This is a genomic window from Actibacterium mucosum KCTC 23349 (genome assembly GCF_000647975.1).
GTDB classification, from domain to species: domain Bacteria; phylum Pseudomonadota; class Alphaproteobacteria; order Rhodobacterales; family Rhodobacteraceae; genus Actibacterium; species Actibacterium mucosum.
This window is the reverse complement of the sequence record NZ_JFKE01000005.1, coordinates 373,309-395,951: the sequence shown is the minus strand read 5'-3', so window position 1 is coordinate 395,951 and position 22,643 is coordinate 373,309. Positions and strand designations below refer to the sequence as shown.

The following is a 22,643-nucleotide window of genomic DNA, read 5'->3' as shown; positions in this document are numbered from 1 at the left end:
GTCGCAGACCAAGGCCTAGCCCCCCTTTATGAAGGCTAAATGACGCCGCGGCATTGACCAAAAAGCGTGCAAAGGGCATTCACGCGGGCATGCTGATTTACAAGATTTTCCGGGCCGACGAATGGCAGGCCTTTCAAAGCAACGGGCGCACCGATGGGGCGCCGGTGGATCTGGCGGACGGGTTCATCCATTTCTCGACCGCCGAACAGGTGGTGGAGACCGCGGCCAAGCATTTTGCCGAGGCCACGGGGCTGGTGCTGGTGGCGTTTGAGGCCGAGGCGCTGGGTGACGCGCTGAAATGGGAGCCGTCGCGCGGTGGCGCGCTGTTCCCGCATCTGTATCGCGCGCTGAGCCTGGACGAGGTGGTGTGGGACAAATCGCTGCCTTTGGGCGCGACTGGCCATATCTTCCCCGAGGGGTTGCTGTGAGCCTGCGCGAACGGGTCGGGCTGAACCTGCTGCACCGGCTGGATCCCGAACGCGCGCATGGGCTGTCGCTGGCGGCGCTGCAACTGGGGCTGGCGCCGTTGCCGGGGGTGATCACCTCGCCCGTTTTGGCCACGTCTTTGGCCGGGATCGCTTTGCCGAACCCTCTGGGTCTGGCCGCCGGGTACGACAAGAACGCGGTGGCGCTGGCGCCTTTGGCGCGCAGCGGCTTTGGGTTTGTCGAGGTGGGCGCCGCCACCCCGCGCCCGCAGCCGGGCAACCCGCGCCCGCGCCTGTTCCGCCTGACCGAGGATCGCGCCGTGATCAACCGGTTTGGGTTCAACAATGACGGCATGGCAGCCATGGCCGCCCGCCTGTCGCACCGCCCGCGCAGCGGGGTGATCGGGCTGAACCTGGGCGCCAACAAAGACAGCGACAACCGCGCCGCCGATTTTGGGCAAGTGCTGCAGGCCTGCGCGGCGCATCTGGATTTCGCCACGGTTAATGTCAGCTCGCCCAATACCGAAAAGCTGCGCGATTTGCAGGGGCGCGCGGCGCTGTCGGCGCTGCTGAGCGACGTGATGACGGTGCGCGCCGGGCTGGCGCGGCCCGTTCCGGTTTTCCTGAAGATCGCGCCGGACCTGAGCATCGCCGAGCTGCGCGACGTGGCCGAGGCCGCGACCGAGGCCGGCATCGACGCCATCATCGCCACCAACACGACGTTGGACCGGCAAGGCCTGAACAGCGTTCATGGGCCCGAGGCCGGCGGGCTGTCGGGCGCGCCATTATTCGAAAAATCCACACGCGTTTTGGCGCAGCTGGCGCAGATCACCGAAGGCCGCGTGCCGTTGGTGGGTGTGGGCGGCGTGGGCTCGGCCGCGCAGGCCTATGCCAAGATCCGCGCCGGGGCCAGCGCCGTGCAGCTTTACTCGGCGATGGTCTATGAGGGCCTCAGCCTGATCCCCCGCATCCTGTCGGGGTTGGAAACCCTGCTGGCCCGCGACGGGTTCGACAATGTGGCCCAGGCCGTGGGCACCGGCAAGGAGGATTGGCTGTGACCGAACACCCCACAATCTGGCACAACCCGCGCTGTTCGAAATCGCGCCAGACATTGGCGGTTCTGGAGGCCGCCGGGTTCACCCCCGTGGTGCGCAAATACCTGCAGGACCCGCCCAGCCGGGCCGAACTGAACGATGTTCACGAAATGCTGGGCCGCCCAGTGATCGAGTTTACCCGGACGGGCGAGAAAGCCTTTGCCGAGGCGGGATTGACCAAGGACAGCGGTGATGACGCGTTGCTGGCGGCGATGGTCGCCGCGCCGATCCTGATCGAACGGCCCATTGTCATCCACAAGGGCCGCGCCGCGCTGGGCCGCCCGCCCGAGGCCGTGAAAGACATCCTTTAGCCGCGCGCCGCCGCCTCAAGCGCCGGATAGCGCCAGCCCAGCGTGGCCCCGCGCGCAATGAACGAGATCAGCAGCGCCAGCCACAGCCCGTGATTGCCCAGCCACGGCACCAGAACGGCGACCGCGGCGACATAGATCACAAAGCTCAGCGCCATCATGTTGCGCATGTCGCGGGTGCGTGTGGCGCCGATGAAGATGCCGTCCAGCATCCACGAGGCCAGCCCGATCAGCGGTGCGGCGACCATATAGGGCAGATAGATGCGCGCCTCGGCCCGGACCTCGGGCGCGGTGGTCATCACGTCGATGATCGCCCCGCCGAACAGCGCAAAGGCAATGGCCATGGCGATGACGCAATAGAGGCCCCACAGGCTGGTCATCAGCGCGCCGCGCCGCAGGTGACCCGGCGCCCGCGCGCCCAGCGCCTGCCCCACCAACGCCTCAGCCGCGAAGGCGAACCCGTCCAGCGCATAGGCGGTGATTTCGAGGAAATGCAGCAGGATCTGGTTGGCGGCCAGCGGCACGTCGCCAAACCGCGCCGGGATGAACAGGAAGGACACAAAGATCGTCTGCAAAAACGCCGAACGGATCAGGATATCGCCGTTCACGCGCGCCATATGGGTCAGCGCGGCGCGGTCAAAGACACGCTCAACCGCGCGCCAGGCCGTGTTGGCAAAGACATCGCGGCACAGCCACAGCCCCAGCGCCAGCCCCGACCATTCGGCCAAGAAAGTCGCAAAGGCCACGCCCTGCACGCCCCAGCCGAAATGCAGTACAAACAGCACATCCAACGCCATGTTCACGCCGTTCATCCACAGCTGCAACACCAGCACCTGCCGCGTGCGTTCCTGCGCAATCAGCCAGCCATTGATGCCGTAAAGCGCGATGGTGGCGGGCGCCGACCACACCCGGATCTGCAGGTATTCGCTGGCCAGCGCGCGCACCTCGTCCGACGGGTTGGCCAGCCAGAACGCCCCGGCAATCAGGGGTACCTGCAACGCGATCACCGCCAGCCCGGCCGCCAGCCCGATCATCATCGCGCGCGAGAACAGCGCGGAAACCTCGCCCATGCGGCCCGCGCCCAGCGCCTGACTGGTCAGACCCGTGGTGCCCATGCGCAGAAAGCCGAACATCCAATAGATCGAGGTCAGGATCAGCGCGCCGATGCCCACCCCGCCAATGGGCGCGGCCAGCCCGGCCTGCCCCACCACGGCGGTGTCCACCGCGCCAAGGATCGGCACGGTGGCATTCGACAGCACGATCGGCACGGCGATATGCAGAATGCGGCGATGGGTGATGGGGGCCAGTGCCTCAGCCATCCTTGGGCTCGGGCATCAGGAAATGGCCGGTGGCCTGCGCAAACAGTCGGCTGCGATTGTCCTGCCAGCCTTCCACATGGACCGAGGCATAGCGCCGCCCCGACCGGTTCACCCGCGCCCGCGCATAGGCATCGCGCGGCAGGCCGGACCGCAGATAATCGACGGTGAAATCGATGGTTTTGGGCAAGGCGATGCCGGCGGGGTCCGGGGCGTCTTCGCCGGCGGCCTCGACCTGTGGCCAGAGGATCGACCATGTCAGGCCCACCACCGCGGTGACCTCGAGAAACCCGGCGGTTGCGCCGCCATGCAGGGCCGGCAGCATCGGGTTTCCGATCAGCATGTCGCGATAGGGCAGCACCGCCGTCAGCTCATCGCCGCGCCGGTCGAACTGCACGCCAAGGAAGGCGGCGAAGGGGATGGTTTGCACCAGCGCGGACAGCAACCCGTCGCGGCGCTGTTTGACCACCTGCATGGGTTCGGGGCGGCGGCTCATGTCGCCTCCTTCCCGGCGCTGCCATCCATGGCGAACGCCCCGGCAGCGGTGGCCACGGGCAGGTCGGTGTTGTCGTCAAAGGTCTGGACCGAGACAAAGGCCACCGACCGCGACACGTGATAGCAATGCGCCCTGGCGATCAGCCGCTGACCGGGGGTCGCGGCGCGCAGGTAATCGATGCGCAGGTCCAGCGTGGCTACAACCGACATCACGTCGGGGTGGCTGAGCACCGCCGCCCCGGCCGAGCTGTCCATCAGCGCTGACACCACGCCGCCATGCAGCACGCCCTGCGCCGGGTTGCCAACGAAACGATCATCATAGGGCATCGACATCTGCGCGCGGCCATCGCGCACATCGTCGATCTCGATCCCCAGCGCCACGTTATAGGGCAGGTTCGACATGAACTGTCTGGCGATGTCGCTGCTGGCCATGCCGTGCCTTTCCGTTTGCTTGCCAGTGAATTTGTTTCGCAAATTGGCGTTCGGCGCAAGCGGCGCGTTTCATGGCGGTTGCAGCATCGGCACGCATCATTATTCTGGGGTCAGCAGCCACAGAGGAGAGGCCCGTGACAGACGAGCGACTGACGTTCAAGGAAATGTGCGCCAAGTTCGATGTCACGCCGCGCACGCTGCGCTATTACGAATATATCGAGCTGCTGTCGCCGATCCGCGAAGGGCGGTCGCGGTTTTATACCCCACGCGAAGTGGCGCGGATGGTTTTGATTCTGCGCGGGCGTCGGTTCGGGTTCAGCTTGGAGGAAATCCGGCAATGGCTGCTTTTGTATGAAGAAAAAGGCACCGAAGAACAGAACCGTGCCTGGGTTGTGATGGCCTCGGACAAGCTGGAAGATCTGGCCAAGCAGCGTCAGGAACTGGACGCCGCGATCGACGACCTGACCCAGTTGCGCGACAGCGTGCAAAAGGGGTTGTCGTCCTGACATCAGGCGGCTGGCGAATCTGAGCACCGCCTTTTGATTTGCGGAAATGACGCAGCGTCTTAGCTTACGTGCACGTCAACTTCGCCTATATTCGATTCCAGACACCCCATATCCAAGCAAGGGAGGCACGGAATTGACCAAGGGTGAAATGACCATCCGCGAGATGTGCGAAACGTTTGACGTAACGCCCCGCACCTTGCGGTTCTACGAATCCAAGGAATTGCTGTTTCCCGTGCGCGAAGGCCAGAAACGCCTGTTCACGCGGCGCGACCGGGCGCGGTTGAAACTGATCCTGCGCGGCAAACGCTTTGGGTTCAGCCTGGAAGAAATCCGTCAGCTTCTGGAACTTTATGACATCGGCGATCAGCAGGAAACGCAGCTGCGTGAAACGCTGAAAGCCGGGCAGGCGCATCTGCGCGACCTGCAAAACCAGCGCGACGAGCTGGACGAGGCGATATCCGACCTCAACGACCAGATCGCGCTGGTGAACAACCTGATTGCCGGCTTCGACAAGAAGCGCGCCTAAGACACGCCCAGGGAGAGAGACATGCCCACCTATACCGCCCCCACCAAAGACCTGCAGTTCGTGCTGCATGATGTTCTGAATGTCAGCCAAAGCGGCGTGCCCGGCTTTGACGAGCTCGAGGCCGATTTCACCGGCGCCGTTCTGGACGAGGCTGGCAAGCTGGCCGCCGACGTTCTGGCGCCGCTGAACGCCACCGGCGATCAGGAAGGTTGCCGGTTTGAAAACGGCGTCGTCTATACGCCCAAAGGCTTCAAAGAGGCGTTCGAGCAGGTGAAAGAAGGCGGCTGGAACGGGCTGGACATCCCCGAAGAGTTTGGCGGCCAGAACCTGCCCTATACGCTGGCCACCGCGGTGGGCGAGATCATGGTGTCGGCTAACATGGCCTTCAACATGTATCAGGGCCTGACACATGGCGCGATCTCGGCCATTCTGGCCCACGGGTCGGACGACCAAAAGGCAACCTATCTGCCCAAGATGGTCAGCCTGGACTGGACCGGCACCATGAACCTGACCGAGCCGCATTGCGGCACCGATCTGGGCCTGATGCGCACCAAGGCCGAACCGCAGGACGATGGCAGTTACAAGGTGACCGGGCAGAAAATCTTCATCTCGGCCGGTGACCACGACATGTCCGACAATGTCATCCACCTGGTTCTGGCGAAAATCCCCGGCGGGCCTGAGGGCATCAAAGGCATCTCGCTGTTCATCGTGCCGAAATTCCTGGTGAACGACGATGGCAGCCTGGGCGAGCGCAACGGCGTGTCGGTCGGCAAGATCGAAGAAAAGATGGGCATTCACGGCAACTCGACCTGCGTGATGAATTACGACGGCGCCACCGGGTACATGATCGGCGACATGCACAAAGGCATGCGCGCGATGTTCACCATGATGAACGAGGCGCGTCTGGGTGTGGGCCTGCAAGGCTATGCTCAGGCCGAGGCGGCGTATCAGAACGCGCTGGCCTATGCGCTGGACCGGTTGCAGGGCCGCGATGTGACCGGGGTGAAAAACCCCGATGGCCCCGCCGACCCGCTGATCGTGCACCCCGATATCCGCCGCAACCTGATGGATCAGAAATCCTTTGTCGAAGGCGCCCGCGCCTTTACCATCTGGGGCGCCTCGCTGATCGACAAGGCCCACCGCGAAGGCGACAAAGATGCCGAGGGGCTGATCTCGCTGATGACACCGGTCATCAAGGGCTTTCAGACCGACAAGGGGTTCGAGATGTGCGTGGCGGCCCAACAGGTCTATGGCGGCCACGGCTATATCGAGGAATGGGGCATGTCCCAATTCGCCCGCGACGCCCGCATCACCCAGATCTACGAAGGCGCCAACGGAGTGCAGGCGCTGGACCTTGTGGGCCGCAAACTGGCCGCCGACGGCGGCAAACACGTGATGGCCTTCTTCGAGATGGTCAAAACCTTCTGCAAAGAAAACGGCGATGTCGACGGCATGGCCGAATTTGTCGAACCGCTGAAAAAGGCCTCCAAGGACCTGCAGGCGGCGGGCATGTTCTTCATGCAGAACGGCATGAAGAACCCCAATGCGGCGCTGGCCGGCAGCTATGACTTTATGCATCTCTTCGGCCATACCTGCCTGGGGCTGATGTGGGCGCGCATGGCCAAGGCATCGCTGGCCGCGCTGGCCGGTGGCGCCTCTGACGCCGCGTTCTACGAGACAAAGCTGACCACCGCGCGCTACTACATGGCACGTCAGCTGCCCGCCACGGCCATGCACCTGGCCCGCATCGAAAGCGGCGCCGACCCGGTGATGACGCTGGAGGCCGCCAACTTCTGACGACCCGAAAGAGGACCAACAATGCCCAAACGCCTGCGCCTGACCCGCCGTTTCAACGTCGCCATGACCGAGGATGGCTATCGCAACCTGCGCCGCTTCGCCGACGAGGCGGGGCTGGACGCGGGCGAGGCGCTGTCCTTCCTCTTCGAAAACTTCAACTCGGTCACCGACGAAGACACCCTCACCCACCGGCTGCGGCTCTTCAACGCCGAGCTTGAGGCGCGCAAACGCTAGCGCCACCCACCCACGGGCCCCGGCCCCGCCCTTGGCGGGGATGGGGAGAACAAAAATGGCGCGGCACGCGCCGCCTTTTAACAGCAGAACGCCGGCATCCCGGAGGGCCCGTGCATGACAATCAAACTTCACTGTTTCGGCGAAAGCGGCCATTCCTACAAAGCCGCCCTGGCGCTCGAGCTTACCGGCCTCGACTGGGAACCGGTCTTTATCGACTTCTTCAACGGCGAAACCCGCACGCCGGAATTCCGCGAAACCATCAACGAGATGGGCGAAAGCCCGGTGCTGGTCGATGGCGACACCCGGCTCAGCCAATCGGCCGTCATCCAGAACTATATCGCCGAGAAAACCGGCAAGCTGGGCGGCAAAACCGCCGATGACGCGCGCGAGATCTTCCGCTGGCAATTATGGGACAATCACAAGCTTTCGTCGATGGCCGGCATCTGCCGGTTCCAGATGCATTTCCTGCCCGAAGACAAACGCCCCGCCCAGGTCATCGCCTTCCTGCAGGGCCGCCTGAAAGGCACCTATGCCATCCTCGACAAACATCTCGACGGCCGCGACTGGATCGTCGGCGACGCGGTCACCAATGCCGACCTGACCTGCTGCGGGTATCTCTATTACCCCGAGTATTTCGGGTTCGACCGTGCCAACTGGCCCAATATCAACCGCTGGCTGGACAATATCGCCGCCCTGCCCGGCTGGAAACACCCCTATGACCTGATGCCCGGCTCGCCCGCCGACCGCGCCTGAACGGAGGACCCCATGACCGAAGCCTATATCTATGACGCCGTGCGCAGCCCGCGCGGCAAAGGCCGCAAAGACGGCAGCCTGCACGAGGTGACCGCCACCGCATTGTCCTCGCAGATGCTGAACGCGGTGAAGACCCGCAACAATCTGGAAGGGCACGCCGTCGAAGACGTGATCTGGGGCAATGCCACGCAGGTGATGGAACAGGGCGGCTGCCTGGCCCGCACCGCGGTGCTGGGCTCGGATCTGGATGAACGCATCCCCGGCCTGTCGATCAACCGCTTCTGCGCCTCGGGCATGGAGGCCGTGAACCTGGCCGCCAACCAGGTTAAGGGCGGCGCGGGTGATGGCTATATCGCCGGCGGGGTCGAGATGATGGGCCGCGTGGCCATGGGCAGCGACGGCGCCGCCATCGCCGTGGACCCAACCGTGGCGCAGAAAACCTATTTCGTGCCGCAAGGCATCTCGGCCGATATCATCGCCACCGAATACGGCTTCTCGCGCGATGACGCCGACGCGCTGGCGGTTGAAAGCCAGAACCGCGCCGCCGCCGCCTGGGCCGATAACCGGTTCGACAAATCGGTGGTGCCGGTCAAAGACGTGAACGGGCTGACCATTCTGGACCGCGACGAATACATGCGCCCGGGCACCGACATGCAGGCACTTGGCAGCCTGAAGGCCAGCTTCAAGGATATGGGCGAGGTGATGCCGGGCTTTGACGCCGTGGCGCTGCTGAAATACCCGCATCTGGAACGGATCAACCACATCCACCACGCCGGCAACAGCTCGGGTATCGTGGATGGCTCGGCCGCGGTTCTGATCGGCAACAAGGAATTCGGCGAACGCCACGGCCTGAAACCCCGCGCACGCATCGCCCATACCGCCAAGATCGGCACCGATCCCACCATCATGCTGACCGGCCCCGTGCCGGTGACCGAAAAGATCATGGCCGACAGCGGCATGTCGATCTCGGACATCGACCTGTTCGAGGTAAACGAGGCCTTCGCCAGCGTGGTGCTGCGCTTTATGCAGGCCTTTGACGTGGACCACGACAAGGTCAACGTCAACGGCGGCTCCATCGCGATGGGTCACCCGCTGGGCGCGACCGGGGCGATCATCATCGGCACCCTGCTGGACGAGCTGGAGCGTACCGGCAAAGGCACCGGTCTGGCGACGCTCTGCGTTGCCTCGGGCATGGGTGCGGCCACGATTATCGAGCGTATCTGATGCCCAAGATCGACCTGGACACGCTGAAATGGCGCACCGGATCGGGCTATCCGGGCAAGCTGGGCCAGATGTTTGACGGGCGCAGCCAGACCGCGCTGGGCGATCCGCATGGCCTTACGCAGTTCGGCGTGAACCTTGTTCGGCTGGCGCCGGGCGCCATGTCGTCGCTGCGCCACTGGCACATGCAGCAGGACGAGTTTGCCATCGTGACCGAGGGGGAATGCACGCTTGTCGACGACCACGGCGAACATGTTTTGCAGGTTGGCGACTGCGCCGCCTTTCCGGCGGGCGATGCCAACGGCCACCACCTGATCAACAAAACCGACGCGCCGGCGACCTTCCTTGTGGTCGGCTCGCGCACCGAAACCGAAACCGCTTTTTACAGCGATCTGGACATGATGGTGACAGATGAGGGCAACGGCTTTGCCTTCACCCGTCAGAATGGCAGCCCGCTGACCGCCAAAGAAATAGGAGACGACCAATGACCGATTTTACCATGGCCGTGGACGCCGACGGCGTGGCCGTCATCACCTGGGACACGGTTGGCAAATCGATGAACGTGATGAACGAGCAGGGCTTTGTCGACCTGGGCGCGCTGGTTGATCAGGCGCTGGCCGATGACGCGGTCAAAGGCATCGTGATCACCAGCGGCAAAGAGGGCTCGTTCGCGGGCGGTATGGACCTGAACATCATCGCCAAAATGCGCGACAGCGCCGGCGACAACCCGGCCAAGGGTCTGTTTGATGGGGTGATGGGCATGCACGCCATCCTGCGCAAGATCGAGCGCGCCGGCATGGACCCCAAGACCAACAAAGGCGGCAAACCCATCGCCGCCGCCCTGCCCGGCACGGCTTTGGGCATCGGGCTGGAGATTCCGCTGGCCTGTCACCGCATTTTCGCCGCCGACAATCCCAAGGCCAAGATCGGCCTGCCCGAGATCATGGTGGGTATCTTCCCCGGCGCGGGCGGCACCACGCGGCTGGTGCGCAAGCTGGGCGCGATGGGTGCCGCGCCCTTGCTGTTGCAAGGCAAGCTGAACGACCCCAAAAAAGCCAAATCCGCCGGCGTGGTGGACGAGGTTGTGCCCGCAGACGAGCTGTTGGCCAAGGCCCGCGAATGGGTTCTGTCGGAACCCAAATTCGTGAAACCATGGGACGAGAAGGGCTATAAAATGCCCGGCGGCGCGCCGTATCACCCCGCCGGTTTCATGACCTTTGTGGGCGCCAATGCCATGGTGCAGAAAGAAACCCAGGGCGCGTTCCCGGCGGCCAAGGCGTTGCTGTCGGCCGTATATGAGGGTGCTTTGGTGCCCTTTGACACTGCCATCAAGATCGAGGCGCGCTGGTTCACCAATGTGCTGATGAACCCCTCGTCCAGCGCCATGATCCGGTCGCTTTTCATCAACAAGGAAGCGCTGGAAAAAGGCGCCAACCGCCCCGCCGTTGACGATCAGAAGGTCACCAAGGTGGGCGTGCTGGGCGCGGGCATGATGGGCGCGGGCATCGCGCTGGTCTCGGCCCAGGCCGGGATCGAGGTGGTGTTGATCGACCAAAGCCAGGAGGCCGCCGACAAAGGCAAAGCCTATGCCGAGACCTATATGGACAAGGGCATCAAGCGCGGCAAAGCCACGGCTGAAAAGAAAGAGGCGCTGTTGAACCGCATCACCGCCACCACCGATCTGGAGGCGCTGAAAGGGGCCGACCTGATTGTCGAGGCGGTGTTCGAAGACGTGGGCGTGAAGGCCGAGATGACCAAGAAGGTCGAGGCCATCGTTGGCCCCGATTGCATCTTTGCCACCAACACCTCGACCCTGCCGATCACCGAGCTGGCCAAGGCCAGCGTGCGGCCAGATCGGTTTATCGGCATCCACTTCTTCTCGCCGGTTGAAAAGATGCTGCTGGTTGAGATCATCAAGGGGGCCGAAACCGGCGATGTGGCCGTGGCCAAGGCGCTGGACTATGTCCGCCAGATCCGCAAGACGCCCATCGTGGTGAACGACGCGCGCTTCTTCTATGCCAACCGCTGTATCATCCCTTATATCAACGAAGGTGTGCGCATGGTGGCCGAGGGCGTGGCACCGGCGCTGATCGAAAACGCGGCGAAACAGCTGGGTATGCCTTTGGGCCCGCTGCAGCTGACCGACGAAACCTCGATCGATCTGGGTGTAAAAATCGCCAAGGCGACCAAGGCTGCGATGGGTGAAGATTACCCCGAAAGCCCTGCCGATGACGTGCTGTTCAAGCTGTTCGACGAAGGCCGGCTGGGCCGCAAATCCGCCGCGGGCTTCTATGCCTATGACGACAAAGGCAAGCGCACCGGCCTGTGGAACGGTCTGGCCGAAAACTGGGCCGTTTCAGACCACCAGCCCGACCTGACCCATGTGCAGCACCGTCTGCTGATGGCGCAGGTGCTGGAGGCCGTGCGGGCGCTGGAGGAAGGTGTGCTGGAAGACATCCGCGAGGGTGACGTGGGCGCAATCCTGGGCTGGGGCTTTGCACCGTGGTCGGGCGGGCCGTTTGGCTGGCTGGACATTATCGGCGCGGCCAAGGCTGTAGAGATCTGCGAGACTCTGACCACGGCCGAGGGCGACCGGTTCACCACGCCCGCCTTGCTGCGTGAACTGGCTGAAGAAGGTGAAAGCTTTTATGGCCGTTTCGGCCCCGAAGCCAAGGCGGCGGCCTAAACCGTCGCCAGATCGGCCACCAGCTGTCGGGCGATGGCTGGGGGCTGCACATGATACCCTGTTTCGACTGGCCCGGTTGCTGCTTCCAGCGGTGATCGGGCCGCGGTCTTGATCAACAACAAAAGCCCACCATTGACATAGACCAGCTGATCCTCGGCAAAGCTGAGGGAATAAAGCACGCTTTCAGGTGCAGGTTCGGCAGGTTCGATCCCCGCAAACCCATCCAGCGCCGAGGCCGCCACCACGGCGAACGGGTCACGGCACAATGCCTCGGCCAGGTCGCTTTCCACCATCACGCCCTGCCCCGGCATCACCGAAATGGCACGATCCAGACCCAGCGTTCCGGCCGGAATGCGGCGCGGCCAAAAGGCGGGCGGGCAGTTTTCCGTAACAACCCGGGCAGGGATTTCCGCGATGTCGGTGATTTCCTGAAAACCGTTGTCAAAGGTCAGAACCTTGTCGCCCGACCGCAATTGGTCCAGCGTGAACCAACCATTGCCCGTTGCCAGCATGGCATTAGCGGGCAGAACCCAAGGGGCGTTGCCGAACCGGCAATCTGCGCCGTCCCAAATGCCCGATGCGCCTTCGGACGCGCGGCGGAACAATGACTTTCCCATTCTGGCGGCAAACAACGACATGGCAAACTTCCCTAGCGGTTATCGGCCGAGCCTTCTGGCCCGTTAAGGGAGAGTTAATTGTGTCATCTCGACCGCTTTTCGCCCAAATCCGGGCCGAAATGTGGCATTCGCATGGCCGAAATGGAGAATAATTGGGAAATCGCGAAATTGGCGCCGTATGGTTAACAATTGGTGTCGGGATCGAAGCTGTATCCGAAGCGCGCGATGTCTTCTGCACAGATTTTGGCCAAAAGCTCAGAATCAGGCGCGGAATAGGCGGTGCGATAGTCGCGTGGCCGATCCGAGGCATTGGTTGGCGCAATCGGCCACAGGTTGAACCCCAGGTGGTCCCAAACCGGTGCAAGGTCCTGTTCCAAATACTCGAGCCGCACAAAGCACCCCCGTTCTGTACCGTCGGGCGCGGTGACGTAGTGGCCATAGCTGTCGGCCTCTAGCGATCGACGCGTATGGGGGTGGTTCAAGAAGCCGCTGAAATCCTGATCCCGGGCAAGCTTGACCGCAGGGTGGTCAAAGCTTTGCATGCGCAGCCAATGGTAATAGCTGACCACGCGATCCCACGGGTTTCGGACCAGCGTAAAAACAAAAGCCTGCGCAATCCATTCGGCGCTGACCAACCCCTCGATATCGGCAAGCCGCGCGTGTTTCCACAACCGGCCTGCGCTGTGCAGGCCCTTGATCCGCCCGCGTCGCCGTTGCGCCTTGGGCGTGTCACCTATCAGGATATCGTCGGCCATCGCCCGCCCCTCGAGCGCGAGAGACAGCGCCGTGCCCCCGGTCTTTGGGATATGCACGAAAACATAGTTGCGGCCGGGCGAGATGATCATGCCCGCACTCTAGACCAGCCGCCCCCGATTGTCGCGGGCGCAATGGCGGGCTATGGTAGGTTCAGAGCATGTAAATCCGGGCCCAAAAGCAACAACATGACCGCCCTGCAAGAGTATCAGCGATTGGAAAGCCCCGGCATTTGGCGGCCGGGTGGCGACGCGCAACGGCGCGACGTTATCGTGTCGTTTGGGGAAGCGTCCCTGGTGATCTCGGACAACAATGACGTGGCATTGGCCCATTGGTCATTGGCGGCGCTGGTGCGGCGCAATCCGGGAAAGGGTCATCCCGCGATCTATACGCCCGAGGGCGAAGACGCGGACGAAGAGCTGGAGATCGAAGACCCCGAGATGGTCGAGGCGATCACCCGCGTTCTGACCGCCATCGAAAAGTCGCGCCCGCATCACGGCCGGTTGCGTGGGTTGCTGATGGCGGGCGGTGTGGCGGCGGTTGTGGGTCTTGCGGTTTTCTGGCTGCCCAACGCGTTGCGGCAACACACGGCGCGGGTGGTCCCGGACCCGGTAAGAACCGAACTGGGCGACCGGATGCTGGCGCAAATCGGGCGGGTATCCGGATCGGCCTGCCGGGTCCCGCAGGGCATGGCCGCGCTGCGCCGCCTGACCGCCAAGCTGCCCGGCGGATCGCGCGATATCACCGTGCTGCCCGCGGGCGTCACGGTGTCTGCGCACCTGCCCGATGGACGCATCCTGCTGAATCGCGCCGTGGTCGAAGATTACGAAGAGCCCGAGATCGTCGCCGGTTTCATTCTGGCGGAACAAGCGCGGGCCAACACGCGGGACCCTATGCTTGCGCTGCTGTCGCAAAGCTCCATCTGGGCAACGCTGCGCCTGCTGACCACCGGCGAGATGCCGGAAGACAGCTTGTCTCAATACGCCGAGATTTTGGTATCTGCCCCAATGGAATCCCCCCCGGCCGACGCGCTGCTGACCTTGTTCACGCAGGCAGGTATCGCCGCCAGCCCATACGCCTTTGCCGTGGACCCGTCGGGCGAAACAGTACTGGACCTGATCGAGGCCGACCCCGGTGCAACGAAAGACGCCACCGCTTTGATCAGCGATGGCGACTGGATTACCTTGCAAGGTATCTGCGGAGAATGATCAGCGCAGATAGGCGTCGCGGAACCCCGCGCGTTTAATCTGTGCCAGCGCTTGTGCCACGGCAGCGTCGGTTAATGGCCCGGCCATCAACTGTTCCAGCACACGCCCTTTCGACGTCTTTTTCTTCAGCGTGACCGGCAGGCCCAGCGCCTGCAGCTTGGCCACGGCGGCGCGCGTGTTGGACGGTTGCCCAAACAAGGCCACCTGGATGAACCGGTTGCCCTGAGGCTGCGCCTTAGTGGACAGTTGCGATTTTGCAGCCGGCACCGGGGCCAGCCCCAGGTCAACGCGTTGTTCGCTGTAATCGGTATAGGGATAGTCCAAATGCGACAGTCGGCGCGTTACGTCCTGCCCGGTGGTCACGTCGATCAATTTGCGCGGCACTGTTTGGGTCCACAAAAGGTCCATCGCGGCCTGACCGGCCGCCGTACCCTTGCCACGCTGCGGGTTCAGGCGGTCATCGCTCCACGCGGGTTCATAACCTTCAGGGATCGTGATCGCAGCGGTGCGTGGCTGTGTGACCGTCAGGCGCAGCGGCGCAGCGGTGCCCGCATTGCGGACGGTTGTACGTGGGACAACAGGACGTGCGGTTGGCACGGACGCAACCGACGTTGTAGCCGGCCGCGCAGTCGGGACCGGTTTGACCGGTTTTGCAACGGCAACCGCAACAGGGGCCGCGACCTTGCCACAACGCACACCGATCCGCTTGCTGTCCAGATACCGCGCCGACAGGATTGGCGCACCGTTGCAGGCATCACCACGTTCGGCCCGGGCCATGGCCTGAGCATCCGACGGCAGTTGCGGTTTGGCCGGCGCCGCGGCAACCGCTGCTGGCTTGGCCTTCGCCTTGGGCTTGGCCGCAGGTGTCGGTGTGGCCGCAACGGTGGCTTTCTTCACCTTGGGCTTGGCAGCCGGCTTGGGCTGTTCAGCCACACGAGGCTGCTCTGCCGCCTTCGGCTTTTTCTTGGCAAAGGTTGGTGTCTGCCCGCACACGACCTGTCGGTCGCGCGTTACGCGCGGCACCCATTCAACCAGACCGGCATAGCCGGCCCGGATATACACACATCCACGGGAATCCACATACTGCTTCCCAGTGTAGGTGGCCGGCGGTTGTTCCGCCGGTCCGGTGTCTTTCTGCAACGAGCGGGCTTCGGCAATGCCTGTAACCAAAACCATCGAAAGCGCAGCAGACACCAGTGTTTTACACGCCTGCATCACTATCCCCACAAAATATGGGGTAATGATGCCGGATTGGACACAATCCGTAAAGTGAAAACTACTTTATTTTGTACCGAACATGCGGTCGCCCGCATCTCCTAGGCCCGGAACAATATATCCATGCTCGTTCAGCTTCTCATCCACAGATGCTGTGACGATTGGTACGTCGGGATGCGCATCGCGCATGCGCGCGATCCCTTCCGGGGCAGCCAGCAGGCAAAGGAACCGGATATTCGTCGCCCCGGCCTCTTTCAGCAGGTCAATCGCGGCGGCGGACGAATTGCCGGTGGCCAGCATCGGGTCCACGGCGATCACCAGCCGATCCTCAAGGTTCTCGGGAACCTTGAAGTAGTATTGCACCGGTTGCAGGGTCTCTTCGTCGCGGTAAAGCCCCACGAACCCCACCCGTGCGCCGGGGATCAGGTCCAGAATACCGTCCAACAGGCCATTGCCCGCCCGCAGGATCGAGATCAGTGCCAGCTTTTTGCCTGCCAGAACCGGCGCGTCGATGGTTTGCAGAGGTGTCTCGACCTCTTGCGTTGTCATCTCAAGCCCGCGCGTCACCTCGTAGGCCAGCAGGTGCGAGATTTCGCGCAGCAAGCGCCGGAACCCTGCGGTCGAGGTGTCCTTGTCCCGCATTTGCGTCAGTTTGTGTTGCACCAACGGGTGATCGACAACGGTCAAATGGTCAGTCATAGGCCCCCTCCAGTTTCTGACGCAGTGCGTCTTTGGTCTCGGCATCGCAGAAAGCGGCGTCCACCGCAACGGCATTCACAGTGGCAAATTCGCTGCCGCCCCAATCCTGATGGCGCGCAAGGTTCTCGTATTCGGCGGTCATCGTGGTGTGGAAGAACGGCGGGTCGTCGGTGGACACGGTCACCTTCACGCCGCGCTCCATCAGTTTGCTGATCGGGTGATCGGCCCAGGTTTGGTAAACACCCAGCGCCACGTTGGACCCCGGACACACCTCCAGCACGATGCCGCGTTCCGCCAGATCGTCGACCAGCGCCGGGTCTTCGATGGCGCGCACCCCGTGGCCCACGCGTTCCACCCGCAGATCGTCGATCACCGCGCGCACACTGGCGGGGCCACCCCACTCGCCGGCATGGGCGGTCAGGTGCAACCCGGCCTCGCGCGCCATGTCGAACGCATAGGCGAAATCGGCCGGTTTGCCGGCCTTCTCGTCGCCGCCCATGCCCAGCCCCACCACGAATTCGCCCACGGTTTCCGCCGCGCACAGCGCCGAGGCGCGCGCCTTGTCCGGCCCGAAATGGCGCACCGGGGTCACGATGCACCGCATTTGAGCGCCAAAGTCGCGCGTGGCCGTGTTGGCCGCCGCCTCGATCGCCGCCAGATAATCGCGCCACGCATCCACGTCGCCACCGCCGCAGAAATCCGGCGAAATGAAGCTTTCGGTGTAAATCACCCCATGCTCGGCCCCGGCCTGCAGTACGGCCAAGGTCAGGTCGTGGTAATCCTGCGGGGTCTGCAGCACCGAAGTCGCGGCCTCGTAAACCTGCAGAAAGTGCCAGAAATCGGTGAAGGCATAGCCGCCGCTTTCATCGAAAACCTTTGAAATATCAACCGATTTTCGCTTGGCCAGGTCGCGAATGAACGACGGCGGTGCCGCGCCTTCGATATGGTGGTGCAGTTCAATTTTGGGCAGGTTTTTCATTGGTCTCTTGTTACTCCCAGATGGTCCAGCGCCAGCGTCGCCACGTCGGTAAACCCGATCAGGCCCAGATCGCGCCGCCCCACGCCATGGGCCAGAACCGGCACGCGTTCGCGCGTGTGATCCGTGCCCGGCCAGGTCGGGTCATTGCCATGATCGGCTGTGAAAATCATCAGGTCACCGGGTCGCATCGCGGCGAAAAGGGCAGGCAGCTGCGCGTCGAACCATTCCAGCGCGCGAGCATAGCCCGACACGTCGCGCCGATGACCGTAGAGGCTGTCAAACTCAACGAAATTGGCGAAGGTCAGGCTGCCGTCGGGCATCTCATGCACGGCATTCAGCAGATGACCCATCAGCGCCGCGTCGTCGCCTTTGACCACGCTGTCGATCCCGCGCATCGAAAAGATGTCGCCTATCTTGCCCACCGCATGCACCTTGCGCCCGGCCTTTTGCACGATGTCGCAGATCGTGTCGGCCGGCGGGGCGATGGCAAAATCGCGGCGGTTAGCGGTACGCGTAAACCCGGTTTCGGCGTCTCCGACAAAGGGCCGCGCAATCACCCGGCCCACGCGCATGTCGTGCAGCATCGGCGCCAGGGTGCGGCACATGTTCAGCAGCCGGTCCAGCCCAAACACCTCTTCATGCGCGGCGATCTGGAACACGCTGTCGGCCGAGGTGTAACAAATCGGCGCCCCGGATTTCAGGTGCTCGGCCCCCAGCCGCGCGATAATCTCGGTGCCCGAAGCGTGGCATCTGCCAAGGACCGCATCGGTGCCCGCAGCCGCACAGGCGGCATCCACCACCTCTTGCGGAAAACAATCCGGCACGTTTGGAAAATAGTGCCAGTCCCATGGCACAGGCACCCCGGCCAGTTCCCAGTGGCCCGAGGGCGTGTCCTTGCCGGGCGAAATCTCGGTTGCGGCGCCCCACAGTCCCTGCGGCTTGGCGCCCATTTCGGCCAGTGACACACCCGAGGCGAGGCGCACCGAAGCGCTCAACCCCAGATTGTCGAGATTGTGTAATCGCAACGGCCCGCTACGCCCGTTTTCGGCACGGCCATCGGCACAGAATTGTGCGATATGTGCAAGCGTGTTGGCCCCGGAATCCGGCAGATCACCGTTGAAAAACGCGTCGGCGTCGGGTGCTCCGCCACAGCCGACCGAATCCATCACCACAAGGAAAACACGGGCCATCAGGTGATCCTTTCGCGGATCAGCGGCGGGATCGCCGGATGGGTGTCCCCCACGGTATAGGCCGCGCGCACGGCGGCCTCGGCCTTGGCCGCGGCGTCGCCATCTGCGGCGTGCACCATGGCCAGCGGTGTATCAGGTGCTACAACTTCGCCCAGTGGCAGCAGCCCGGACAGACCCACCGACGGGTCGATCTTGTCGCCGTCCCGCAGCCGCCCGCCGCCCAGGCCCACAACGCTCATGCCCAGCGACTGGCCATCGATGGCTTCGACCACCCCGGCCTGCCCGGCCATCACCGGGCGCATCACCCGCGCGGCCGGCAGCCGGTCGCGCCAGTTTTCCACAAAATCCATCGGGCCACCCAGTTCGGCCACCATGTCGCCAAAAATCTCGGCCGCCGCGCCGCTTTGCACCGCCTGCCCGATCTTCGAGGCGCCATCCTGCACGCTGTCGGCCAGCCCCCCCAGATGCAGCAACGTCCCACCCAGCGCCCGGCACAGCTCGGCCAGCGCCTGCCCGCCGGGATCGCCCGTCAGCACCTGCATCACCTCGATCACCTCCAGCGCGTTGCCCGCCGATGGCACCAGCGGCTGGTCCATATCGGTGATCAGCGCCTGCGTCGGGCAGCCCGCACCGCGCGCCGTGCCCACCAGGGCGGCGGCCAGATCGCGCGCCTGCGCCATGTCCGTCATAAACGCGCCCGAGCCAACCTTGACGTCCAGCACCAGCCCGCCCAGCCCCTCGGCCAGCTTCTTGGACAGGATCGACGCGGTGATCAGCGGTACGCTTTCCACCGTGCCGGTCACGTCGCGAATCGCATAAAGCCGCTTGTCGGCCGGGGCCACATCAGACGAGGCGCTGACAATCGCGCAGCCGATGCGCCCCACAAGGTCCTGCAAACGGTCCGTCGGCAATTCGGCGCGCAGGCCGGGTATCGCCTCCAGCTTGTCCAGCGTGCCGCCCGTATGGCCCAGCCCGCGGCCCGAGATCATCGGCACATAAGCCCCGCAGGCCGCCAGCGCCGGGGCCAGTACCAGCGAGACGCAATCACCCACCCCGCCGGTGGAATGCTTGTCCAGCACCGGGCCCGGCACGTCCCACGCCATCACCGCGCCGCTGTCGCGCATCGCGGTGGTCAGGGCAACGCGCTCGCCCTCGGACATGCCGTTCAGCAGCACCGCCATGGCAAAGGCACCCGCTTGCGCGTCACTGACACGCCCATCGGCCAGCCCAGCGGCAAAATCCCGGATCGCGGCATCGGGCAGCGCCTTGCCATCCCGTTTCGCGGCGATGATCTGTCGGGTGTCCATGGCGCCTCAGGTCCGGTCCATATGGCCCGCGTCAAACGCGCCGGGCAACAGGTCGGCCACTGTCACGGTTTTGGTCTTGCCGTCGGTGGTGGCCATCGTGACCGTCACGTCACCCGCCGCAAATTCGGCCAGCTTCTGGCGGCACCCGCCACAGGGCGGCACGGGGTCGGGGCTGTCGGCAATCACCGCCACCTCGGCGATCTGGTATTCGCCCGCCGCGCACATGGCCGCGATGGCCCCGGCCTCGGCGCAGGTGCCTTCGGGATAGGCCACGTTTTCCACGTTGCAGCCGGTATAGACGGTGCCGTCAACGGTTCGCACGGCCGCACCAACCTTGAAGTTCGAATACGGCGCATGGGCGTTTTCGCGGGTTTTGGCGGCGGCTTCGATCAGACTCATGACGGGAAACTCCTTTTGATCCACTGTGAAGCCGCCCGCGCGGCGATGCAAGGCATCGAGCGTTGACGCTAACATGTTTCGTTGCGACAATTTCCACGGAATTTCTACCAATCGCCCCCTTGCCACAGTGCCGTGGCACGCGTATGCCGCAGGGGATAGTTTAACATTAAACTAATTCATTTCGGGGGAATTATGTCCGAAGACAACGCCACGAACGCCCGCGCTGCGGCGCTGAAATACCATGCAACGCCCAAGCCCGGTAAGCTCGAGATCCGCGCGACCAAGCCAATGGCGAACGGACGTGACCTGAGCCTGGCCTATTCCCCTGGCGTGGCCGAAGCCTGTATCGAGATCAAGAACGACGCCCAGACCGCCGCCCAATACACCGCGCGCGGTAATCTTGTGGCGGTGGTGTCGAACGGCTCGGCGGTTCTGGGGCTGGGCAATATCGGGGCGCTGGCCTCGAAACCGGTGATGGAAGGCAAGGCGGTTCTGTTCAAGAAATTCGCCAATATCGACTGTTTCGACATCGAGGTGGACGAGGCCGACCCCGAGAAACTGGCCGAGATTGTCTGCGCTCTGGAACCCTCGTTCGGGGCCATCAACCTCGAGGATATCAAGGCGCCCGATTGTTTTGTGGTCGAAAGGATCTGCCGCGAGCGGATGGGCATTCCGGTGTTCCACGATGATCAGCACGGCACCGCCATCGTGGTGGGCGCCGCCGCCACCAACGCGCTGCGCGTGGCAGGCAAGAAGTTCGAAGACATCAAGGTGGTGTCGACCGGCGGCGGGGCGGCGGGCATCGCCTGCCTGAACATGCTGCTGAAGCTGGGGGTGAAACGCGAAAACGTCTGGCTCTGCGACATTGCCGGGCTGGTCCACGAAGGCCGGACCGAAGAGATGACGCCGCAAAAGGCCGATTACGCCCAGCCCAGCGATCTGCGCACGCTGGATGACGTGATCGAAGGGGCGGATCTGTTCCTGGGCCTGTCGGGCCCCGGCGTGCTGAAACCGTCGATGGTGGAAAAAATGGCGGCGCAGCCGATCATCTTTGCCCTGGCCAACCCCACGCCCGAGATCATGCCCGAGGACGCCCGCGCCGTGGCCCCGGATGCAATCATCGCCACCGGCCGGTCGGATTTTCCGAACCAGGTGAACAACGTTCTGTGTTTCCCCTTCATCTTCCGCGGGGCGCTGGATGTGGGCGCGACCGAGATCAACGACCAGATGCAGCTGGCCTGCGTGTCAGGCATTGCCGAACTGGCCCGCGCCACCACCAGCGCCGAGGCCGCCGCCGCCTATCAGGGCGAGCAGCTTACCTTTGGCGCCGATTACCTGATCCCCAAACCGTTTGACCCGCGCCTGATCAACGTGGTCGCCGGTGCCGTGGCCAAGGCCGCGATGGAGTCCGGCGTGGCCCAGCGACCGTTGGAAGACCTTGATGCCTACATGGCACAGCTTGAAGGTTCGGTCTTCCGGTCAGCGCTGATCATGCGCCCGGTCTTTGCCGCCGCCGCGCAGGCCGAGCGCAACATTGTTTTTGCCGAGGGCGAAGACGAGCGCGTGTTGCGTGCCGCGCAGGCGATGATCGAGGAAACCACCGACCGCCCGATCCTGATCGGTCGTCCCGAAGTGATCGAATCCCGGTGCGAACGCGCCGGCCTGACGATTCGACCCGGCACGCATTTTGAACTGGTGAACCCCGAAAACGACCCGCGATACCGCGACTATTGGGGCACATACCATCAGCTTATGGCGCGCAAGGGTGTAACGCCTGATCTGGCCAAGGCCATCATGCGCACCAACACCACGGCCATCGCCGCCGTCATGGTACATCGCGGCGAGGCCGACAGCATGATCTGCGGCACGTTTGGTCAATACGGCTGGCACCTGAACTATATCAGCCAGGTTCTGGCGCGTGACGGGCTGCACCCGGTGGGCGCGCTCAGCCTGATGATCCTCGAAGATGGGCCGCTGTTTATCGCCGACACCCATGTACATGCCGAACCCACTGTCGACCAGATCGTCGAAACGGTAGTTGGCGCGGCCCGCCATGTGCGCCGCTTTGGCCTGACACCCAATATCGCGCTGTGTTCACATTCGCAGTTTGGCAATCTGAACACGCGTTCGGGGCTATTGATGCGCGGGGCGATGGAACAACTGGACGATATGGCGCCGGATTTTGCCTATGAGGGCGAGATGCACACCGACGCCGCTTTGGATGCCGAACTGCGCGCGCGGATTTTCCCCGATAGCCGCATAAACGGCGCGGCCAATGTCCTGGTCTTTGCCAATACCGATGCAGCTTCGGCCGTGCGCAACACGCTGAAAATGCGGGCGCGCGGGTTGGAGGTGGGGCCGATCCTGATGGGCATGGGCAACCGCGCCCATATCGCCACGCAATCGGTTACGGCGCGCGGGCTTTTGAACCTGTCGGCGCTGGCTGGTACACCGGTGGCCCACTACGGCTGATCGCGCGCAGG

24 protein-coding genes are annotated in these 22,643 nt (G+C 63.7%); 13 read left to right on the top strand and 11 right to left on the bottom strand.

Annotated features, from left to right (window positions below; genetic code table 11):
- Positions 1 to 89 precede the first annotated feature (89 nt).
- Genes ACMU_RS13875 through arsC form a run of 3 tightly spaced genes read left to right on the top strand, consistent with a single transcriptional unit; the run spans position 90 to position 1,830 of the window.
- A complete protein-coding gene (locus tag ACMU_RS13875) occupies positions 90 to 428 on the top strand; it encodes a DUF952 domain-containing protein (protein WP_035260700.1) in 339 nt (112 codons plus the stop codon).
- Positions 425 to 1,483, top strand: a complete 1,059-nt coding sequence (locus tag ACMU_RS13870) for a quinone-dependent dihydroorotate dehydrogenase (protein ID WP_035260527.1) — start codon at positions 425 to 427, stop codon at positions 1,481 to 1,483. The genes ACMU_RS13875 and ACMU_RS13870 overlap by 4 nt, the downstream gene beginning before the upstream one ends.
- Positions 1,480 to 1,830 carry an arsenate reductase (glutaredoxin) gene (gene arsC, locus ACMU_RS13865; protein WP_035260526.1) on the top strand — a complete coding sequence of 117 codons (351 nt, stop codon included), beginning with the start codon at positions 1,480 to 1,482 and terminating at the stop codon, positions 1,828 to 1,830. Before ACMU_RS13870 ends, arsC begins: the two co-directional genes overlap by 4 nt.
- On the opposite strand, the gene ACMU_RS13860 is transcribed toward arsC, so the two are convergent.
- Genes ACMU_RS13860 through ACMU_RS13850 form a run of 3 tightly spaced genes read right to left on the bottom strand, consistent with a single transcriptional unit; the run spans position 1,827 to position 4,070 of the window.
- Positions 1,827 to 3,146 carry an MATE family efflux transporter gene (locus ACMU_RS13860; protein WP_035260523.1) on the bottom strand — a complete coding sequence of 440 codons (1,320 nt, stop codon included), beginning with the start codon at positions 3,144 to 3,146 and terminating at the stop codon, positions 1,827 to 1,829. The two genes, arsC and ACMU_RS13860, sit on opposite strands and share 4 nt — an antisense overlap.
- The gene (locus tag ACMU_RS13855) at positions 3,139 to 3,639 is read right to left on the bottom strand and encodes a PaaI family thioesterase (protein ID WP_035260521.1); all 501 of its coding nucleotides are present in this window, start codon (positions 3,637 to 3,639) and stop codon (positions 3,139 to 3,141) included. The genes ACMU_RS13860 and ACMU_RS13855 overlap by 8 nt, the downstream gene beginning before the upstream one ends.
- The gene (locus ACMU_RS13850; RefSeq protein WP_035260519.1) at positions 3,636 to 4,070 is read right to left on the bottom strand and encodes a PaaI family thioesterase; all 435 of its coding nucleotides are present in this window, start codon (positions 4,068 to 4,070) and stop codon (positions 3,636 to 3,638) included. Before ACMU_RS13850 ends, ACMU_RS13855 begins: the two co-directional genes overlap by 4 nt.
- A 134-nt stretch (positions 4,071 to 4,204) precedes the next feature.
- On the opposite strand from ACMU_RS13850, the gene ACMU_RS13845 reads away from it, so the two are divergent.
- The 8 genes from ACMU_RS13845 to ACMU_RS13810 all read left to right on the top strand — a co-directional run bounded on the left by ACMU_RS13845 (position 4,205) and on the right by ACMU_RS13810 (position 11,793).
- The gene (locus ACMU_RS13845; RefSeq protein WP_035260696.1) at positions 4,205 to 4,576 is read left to right on the top strand and encodes a MerR family transcriptional regulator; all 372 of its coding nucleotides are present in this window, start codon (positions 4,205 to 4,207) and stop codon (positions 4,574 to 4,576) included.
- Positions 4,577 to 4,724: 148 nt separating this feature from the next.
- A complete protein-coding gene (locus ACMU_RS13840) occupies positions 4,725 to 5,102 on the top strand; it encodes a MerR family transcriptional regulator (protein ID WP_035260694.1) in 378 nt (125 codons plus the stop codon).
- Between the two features lie 21 nt (positions 5,103 to 5,123).
- Positions 5,124 to 6,899, top strand: coding sequence for an acyl-CoA dehydrogenase C-terminal domain-containing protein (locus ACMU_RS13835; RefSeq protein WP_035260516.1), 1,776 nt, complete (start codon positions 5,124 to 5,126; stop codon positions 6,897 to 6,899).
- A 21-nt stretch (positions 6,900 to 6,920) separates the two neighbouring features.
- The gene (locus ACMU_RS13830; protein WP_035260514.1) at positions 6,921 to 7,133 is read left to right on the top strand and encodes a hypothetical protein; all 213 of its coding nucleotides are present in this window, start codon (positions 6,921 to 6,923) and stop codon (positions 7,131 to 7,133) included.
- 114 nt (positions 7,134 to 7,247) lie between these two features.
- The gene (locus ACMU_RS13825; RefSeq protein WP_035260512.1) at positions 7,248 to 7,886 is read left to right on the top strand and encodes a glutathione S-transferase family protein; all 639 of its coding nucleotides are present in this window, start codon (positions 7,248 to 7,250) and stop codon (positions 7,884 to 7,886) included.
- Between the two features lie 12 nt (positions 7,887 to 7,898).
- Positions 7,899 to 9,110: an acetyl-CoA C-acetyltransferase gene (locus tag ACMU_RS13820; protein WP_035260510.1), complete on the top strand. Its 1,212-nt coding sequence runs from the start codon at positions 7,899 to 7,901 to the stop codon at positions 9,108 to 9,110.
- On the top strand, positions 9,110 to 9,595 hold the full coding sequence (locus ACMU_RS13815) for a cupin domain-containing protein (RefSeq protein ID WP_035260508.1): 486 nt from the start codon (positions 9,110 to 9,112) through the stop codon (positions 9,593 to 9,595). The genes ACMU_RS13820 and ACMU_RS13815 overlap by 1 nt, the downstream gene beginning before the upstream one ends.
- Positions 9,592 to 11,793: a 3-hydroxyacyl-CoA dehydrogenase NAD-binding domain-containing protein gene (locus tag ACMU_RS13810; RefSeq protein WP_035260506.1), complete on the top strand. Its 2,202-nt coding sequence runs from the start codon at positions 9,592 to 9,594 to the stop codon at positions 11,791 to 11,793. The genes ACMU_RS13815 and ACMU_RS13810 overlap by 4 nt, the downstream gene beginning before the upstream one ends.
- Here the strand turns inward: ACMU_RS13810 and ACMU_RS18865 are convergent.
- Entirely contained in the window at positions 11,790 to 12,410 is a 621-nt protein-coding gene (locus ACMU_RS18865) for a Hint domain-containing protein (RefSeq protein WP_161635684.1), read from the bottom strand. The two genes, ACMU_RS13810 and ACMU_RS18865, sit on opposite strands and share 4 nt — an antisense overlap.
- Before the next feature lie 182 nt (positions 12,411 to 12,592).
- Positions 12,593 to 13,255 carry a sulfotransferase family protein gene (locus tag ACMU_RS13800; protein ID WP_035260504.1) on the bottom strand — a complete coding sequence of 221 codons (663 nt, stop codon included), beginning with the start codon at positions 13,253 to 13,255 and terminating at the stop codon, positions 12,593 to 12,595.
- Positions 13,256 to 13,351: 96 nt separating this feature from the next.
- Here ACMU_RS13800 and ACMU_RS13795 point away from each other — a divergent pair, with 96 nt between their 5' ends.
- Entirely contained in the window at positions 13,352 to 14,371 is a 1,020-nt protein-coding gene (locus ACMU_RS13795; RefSeq protein WP_035260501.1) for a hypothetical protein, read from the top strand.
- Here the strand turns inward: ACMU_RS13795 and ACMU_RS13790 are convergent, their stop codons facing one another.
- The 6 genes from ACMU_RS13790 to ACMU_RS13765 all read right to left on the bottom strand — a co-directional run bounded on the left by ACMU_RS13790 (position 14,372) and on the right by ACMU_RS13765 (position 20,235).
- The gene (locus ACMU_RS13790) at positions 14,372 to 15,565 is read right to left on the bottom strand and encodes an SPOR domain-containing protein (RefSeq protein WP_152544621.1); all 1,194 of its coding nucleotides are present in this window, start codon (positions 15,563 to 15,565) and stop codon (positions 14,372 to 14,374) included.
- A gap of 87 nt (positions 15,566 to 15,652) precedes the next feature.
- Positions 15,653 to 16,285 (bottom strand): uracil phosphoribosyltransferase, encoded by a 633-nt coding sequence (upp, locus tag ACMU_RS13785; RefSeq protein WP_035260498.1) that lies wholly within the window; start codon positions 16,283 to 16,285, stop codon positions 15,653 to 15,655.
- A complete protein-coding gene (locus tag ACMU_RS13780; protein ID WP_035260496.1) occupies positions 16,278 to 17,264 on the bottom strand; it encodes an adenosine deaminase in 987 nt (328 codons plus the stop codon). The genes upp and ACMU_RS13780 overlap by 8 nt, the downstream gene beginning before the upstream one ends.
- Positions 17,261 to 18,454, bottom strand: coding sequence for a phosphopentomutase (locus ACMU_RS13775; protein ID WP_035260495.1), 1,194 nt, complete (start codon positions 18,452 to 18,454; stop codon positions 17,261 to 17,263). The genes ACMU_RS13780 and ACMU_RS13775 overlap by 4 nt, the downstream gene beginning before the upstream one ends.
- Entirely contained in the window at positions 18,454 to 19,761 is a 1,308-nt protein-coding gene (locus ACMU_RS13770; protein ID WP_035260492.1) for a thymidine phosphorylase, read from the bottom strand. Before ACMU_RS13770 ends, ACMU_RS13775 begins: the two co-directional genes overlap by 1 nt.
- 6 nt (positions 19,762 to 19,767) lie before the next feature.
- On the bottom strand, positions 19,768 to 20,235 hold the full coding sequence (locus ACMU_RS13765; protein ID WP_081805531.1) for a cytidine deaminase: 468 nt from the start codon (positions 20,233 to 20,235) through the stop codon (positions 19,768 to 19,770).
- A gap of 117 nt (positions 20,236 to 20,352) precedes the next feature.
- On the opposite strand from ACMU_RS13765, the gene ACMU_RS13760 reads away from it, so the two are divergent.
- Complete coding sequence (locus ACMU_RS13760; RefSeq protein ID WP_035260490.1) at positions 20,353 to 22,632, top strand: NADP-dependent malic enzyme; 2,280 nt, start codon at positions 20,353 to 20,355, stop codon at positions 22,630 to 22,632.
- Positions 22,633 to 22,643 lie beyond the last annotated feature (11 nt).

Bases quoted from the DNA above. Each gene is read 5' to 3' on its own strand.
- ACMU_RS13875 (WP_035260700.1), top strand. From the start codon at position 90: ATGCTGATTTACAAGATTTTCCGGGCCGACGAATGGCAGGCCTTTCAA.
- ACMU_RS13860 (WP_035260523.1), bottom strand. From the start codon at position 3,146: ATGGCTGAGGCACTGGCCCCCATCACCCATCGCCGCATTCTGCATATC.
- ACMU_RS13855 (WP_035260521.1), bottom strand. From the start codon at position 3,639: ATGAGCCGCCGCCCCGAACCCATGCAGGTGGTCAAACAGCGCCGCGAC.
- ACMU_RS13850 (WP_035260519.1), bottom strand. From the start codon at position 4,070: ATGGCCAGCAGCGACATCGCCAGACAGTTCATGTCGAACCTGCCCTAT.
- ACMU_RS13840 (WP_035260694.1), top strand. From the start codon at position 4,725: ATGACCATCCGCGAGATGTGCGAAACGTTTGACGTAACGCCCCGCACC.
- ACMU_RS13835 (WP_035260516.1), top strand. From the start codon at position 5,124: ATGCCCACCTATACCGCCCCCACCAAAGACCTGCAGTTCGTGCTGCAT.
- ACMU_RS13830 (WP_035260514.1), top strand. From the start codon at position 6,921: ATGCCCAAACGCCTGCGCCTGACCCGCCGTTTCAACGTCGCCATGACC.
- ACMU_RS13825 (WP_035260512.1), top strand. From the start codon at position 7,248: ATGACAATCAAACTTCACTGTTTCGGCGAAAGCGGCCATTCCTACAAA.
- ACMU_RS13820 (WP_035260510.1), top strand. From the start codon at position 7,899: ATGACCGAAGCCTATATCTATGACGCCGTGCGCAGCCCGCGCGGCAAA.
- ACMU_RS13815 (WP_035260508.1), top strand. From the start codon at position 9,110: ATGCCCAAGATCGACCTGGACACGCTGAAATGGCGCACCGGATCGGGC.
- ACMU_RS13810 (WP_035260506.1), top strand. From the start codon at position 9,592: ATGACCGATTTTACCATGGCCGTGGACGCCGACGGCGTGGCCGTCATC.
- ACMU_RS18865 (WP_161635684.1), bottom strand. From the start codon at position 12,410: ATGGGAAAGTCATTGTTCCGCCGCGCGTCCGAAGGCGCATCGGGCATT.
- ACMU_RS13800 (WP_035260504.1), bottom strand. From the start codon at position 13,255: ATGATCATCTCGCCCGGCCGCAACTATGTTTTCGTGCATATCCCAAAG.
- ACMU_RS13795 (WP_035260501.1), top strand. From the start codon at position 13,352: ATGACCGCCCTGCAAGAGTATCAGCGATTGGAAAGCCCCGGCATTTGG.
- upp (WP_035260498.1), bottom strand. From the start codon at position 16,285: ATGACTGACCATTTGACCGTTGTCGATCACCCGTTGGTGCAACACAAA.
- ACMU_RS13780 (WP_035260496.1), bottom strand. From the start codon at position 17,264: ATGAAAAACCTGCCCAAAATTGAACTGCACCACCATATCGAAGGCGCG.
- ACMU_RS13775 (WP_035260495.1), bottom strand. From the start codon at position 18,454: ATGGCCCGTGTTTTCCTTGTGGTGATGGATTCGGTCGGCTGTGGCGGA.
- ACMU_RS13770 (WP_035260492.1), bottom strand. From the start codon at position 19,761: ATGGACACCCGACAGATCATCGCCGCGAAACGGGATGGCAAGGCGCTG.
- ACMU_RS13765 (WP_081805531.1), bottom strand. From the start codon at position 20,235: ATGTTAGCGTCAACGCTCGATGCCTTGCATCGCCGCGCGGGCGGCTTC.
- ACMU_RS13760 (WP_035260490.1), top strand. From the start codon at position 20,353: ATGTCCGAAGACAACGCCACGAACGCCCGCGCTGCGGCGCTGAAATAC.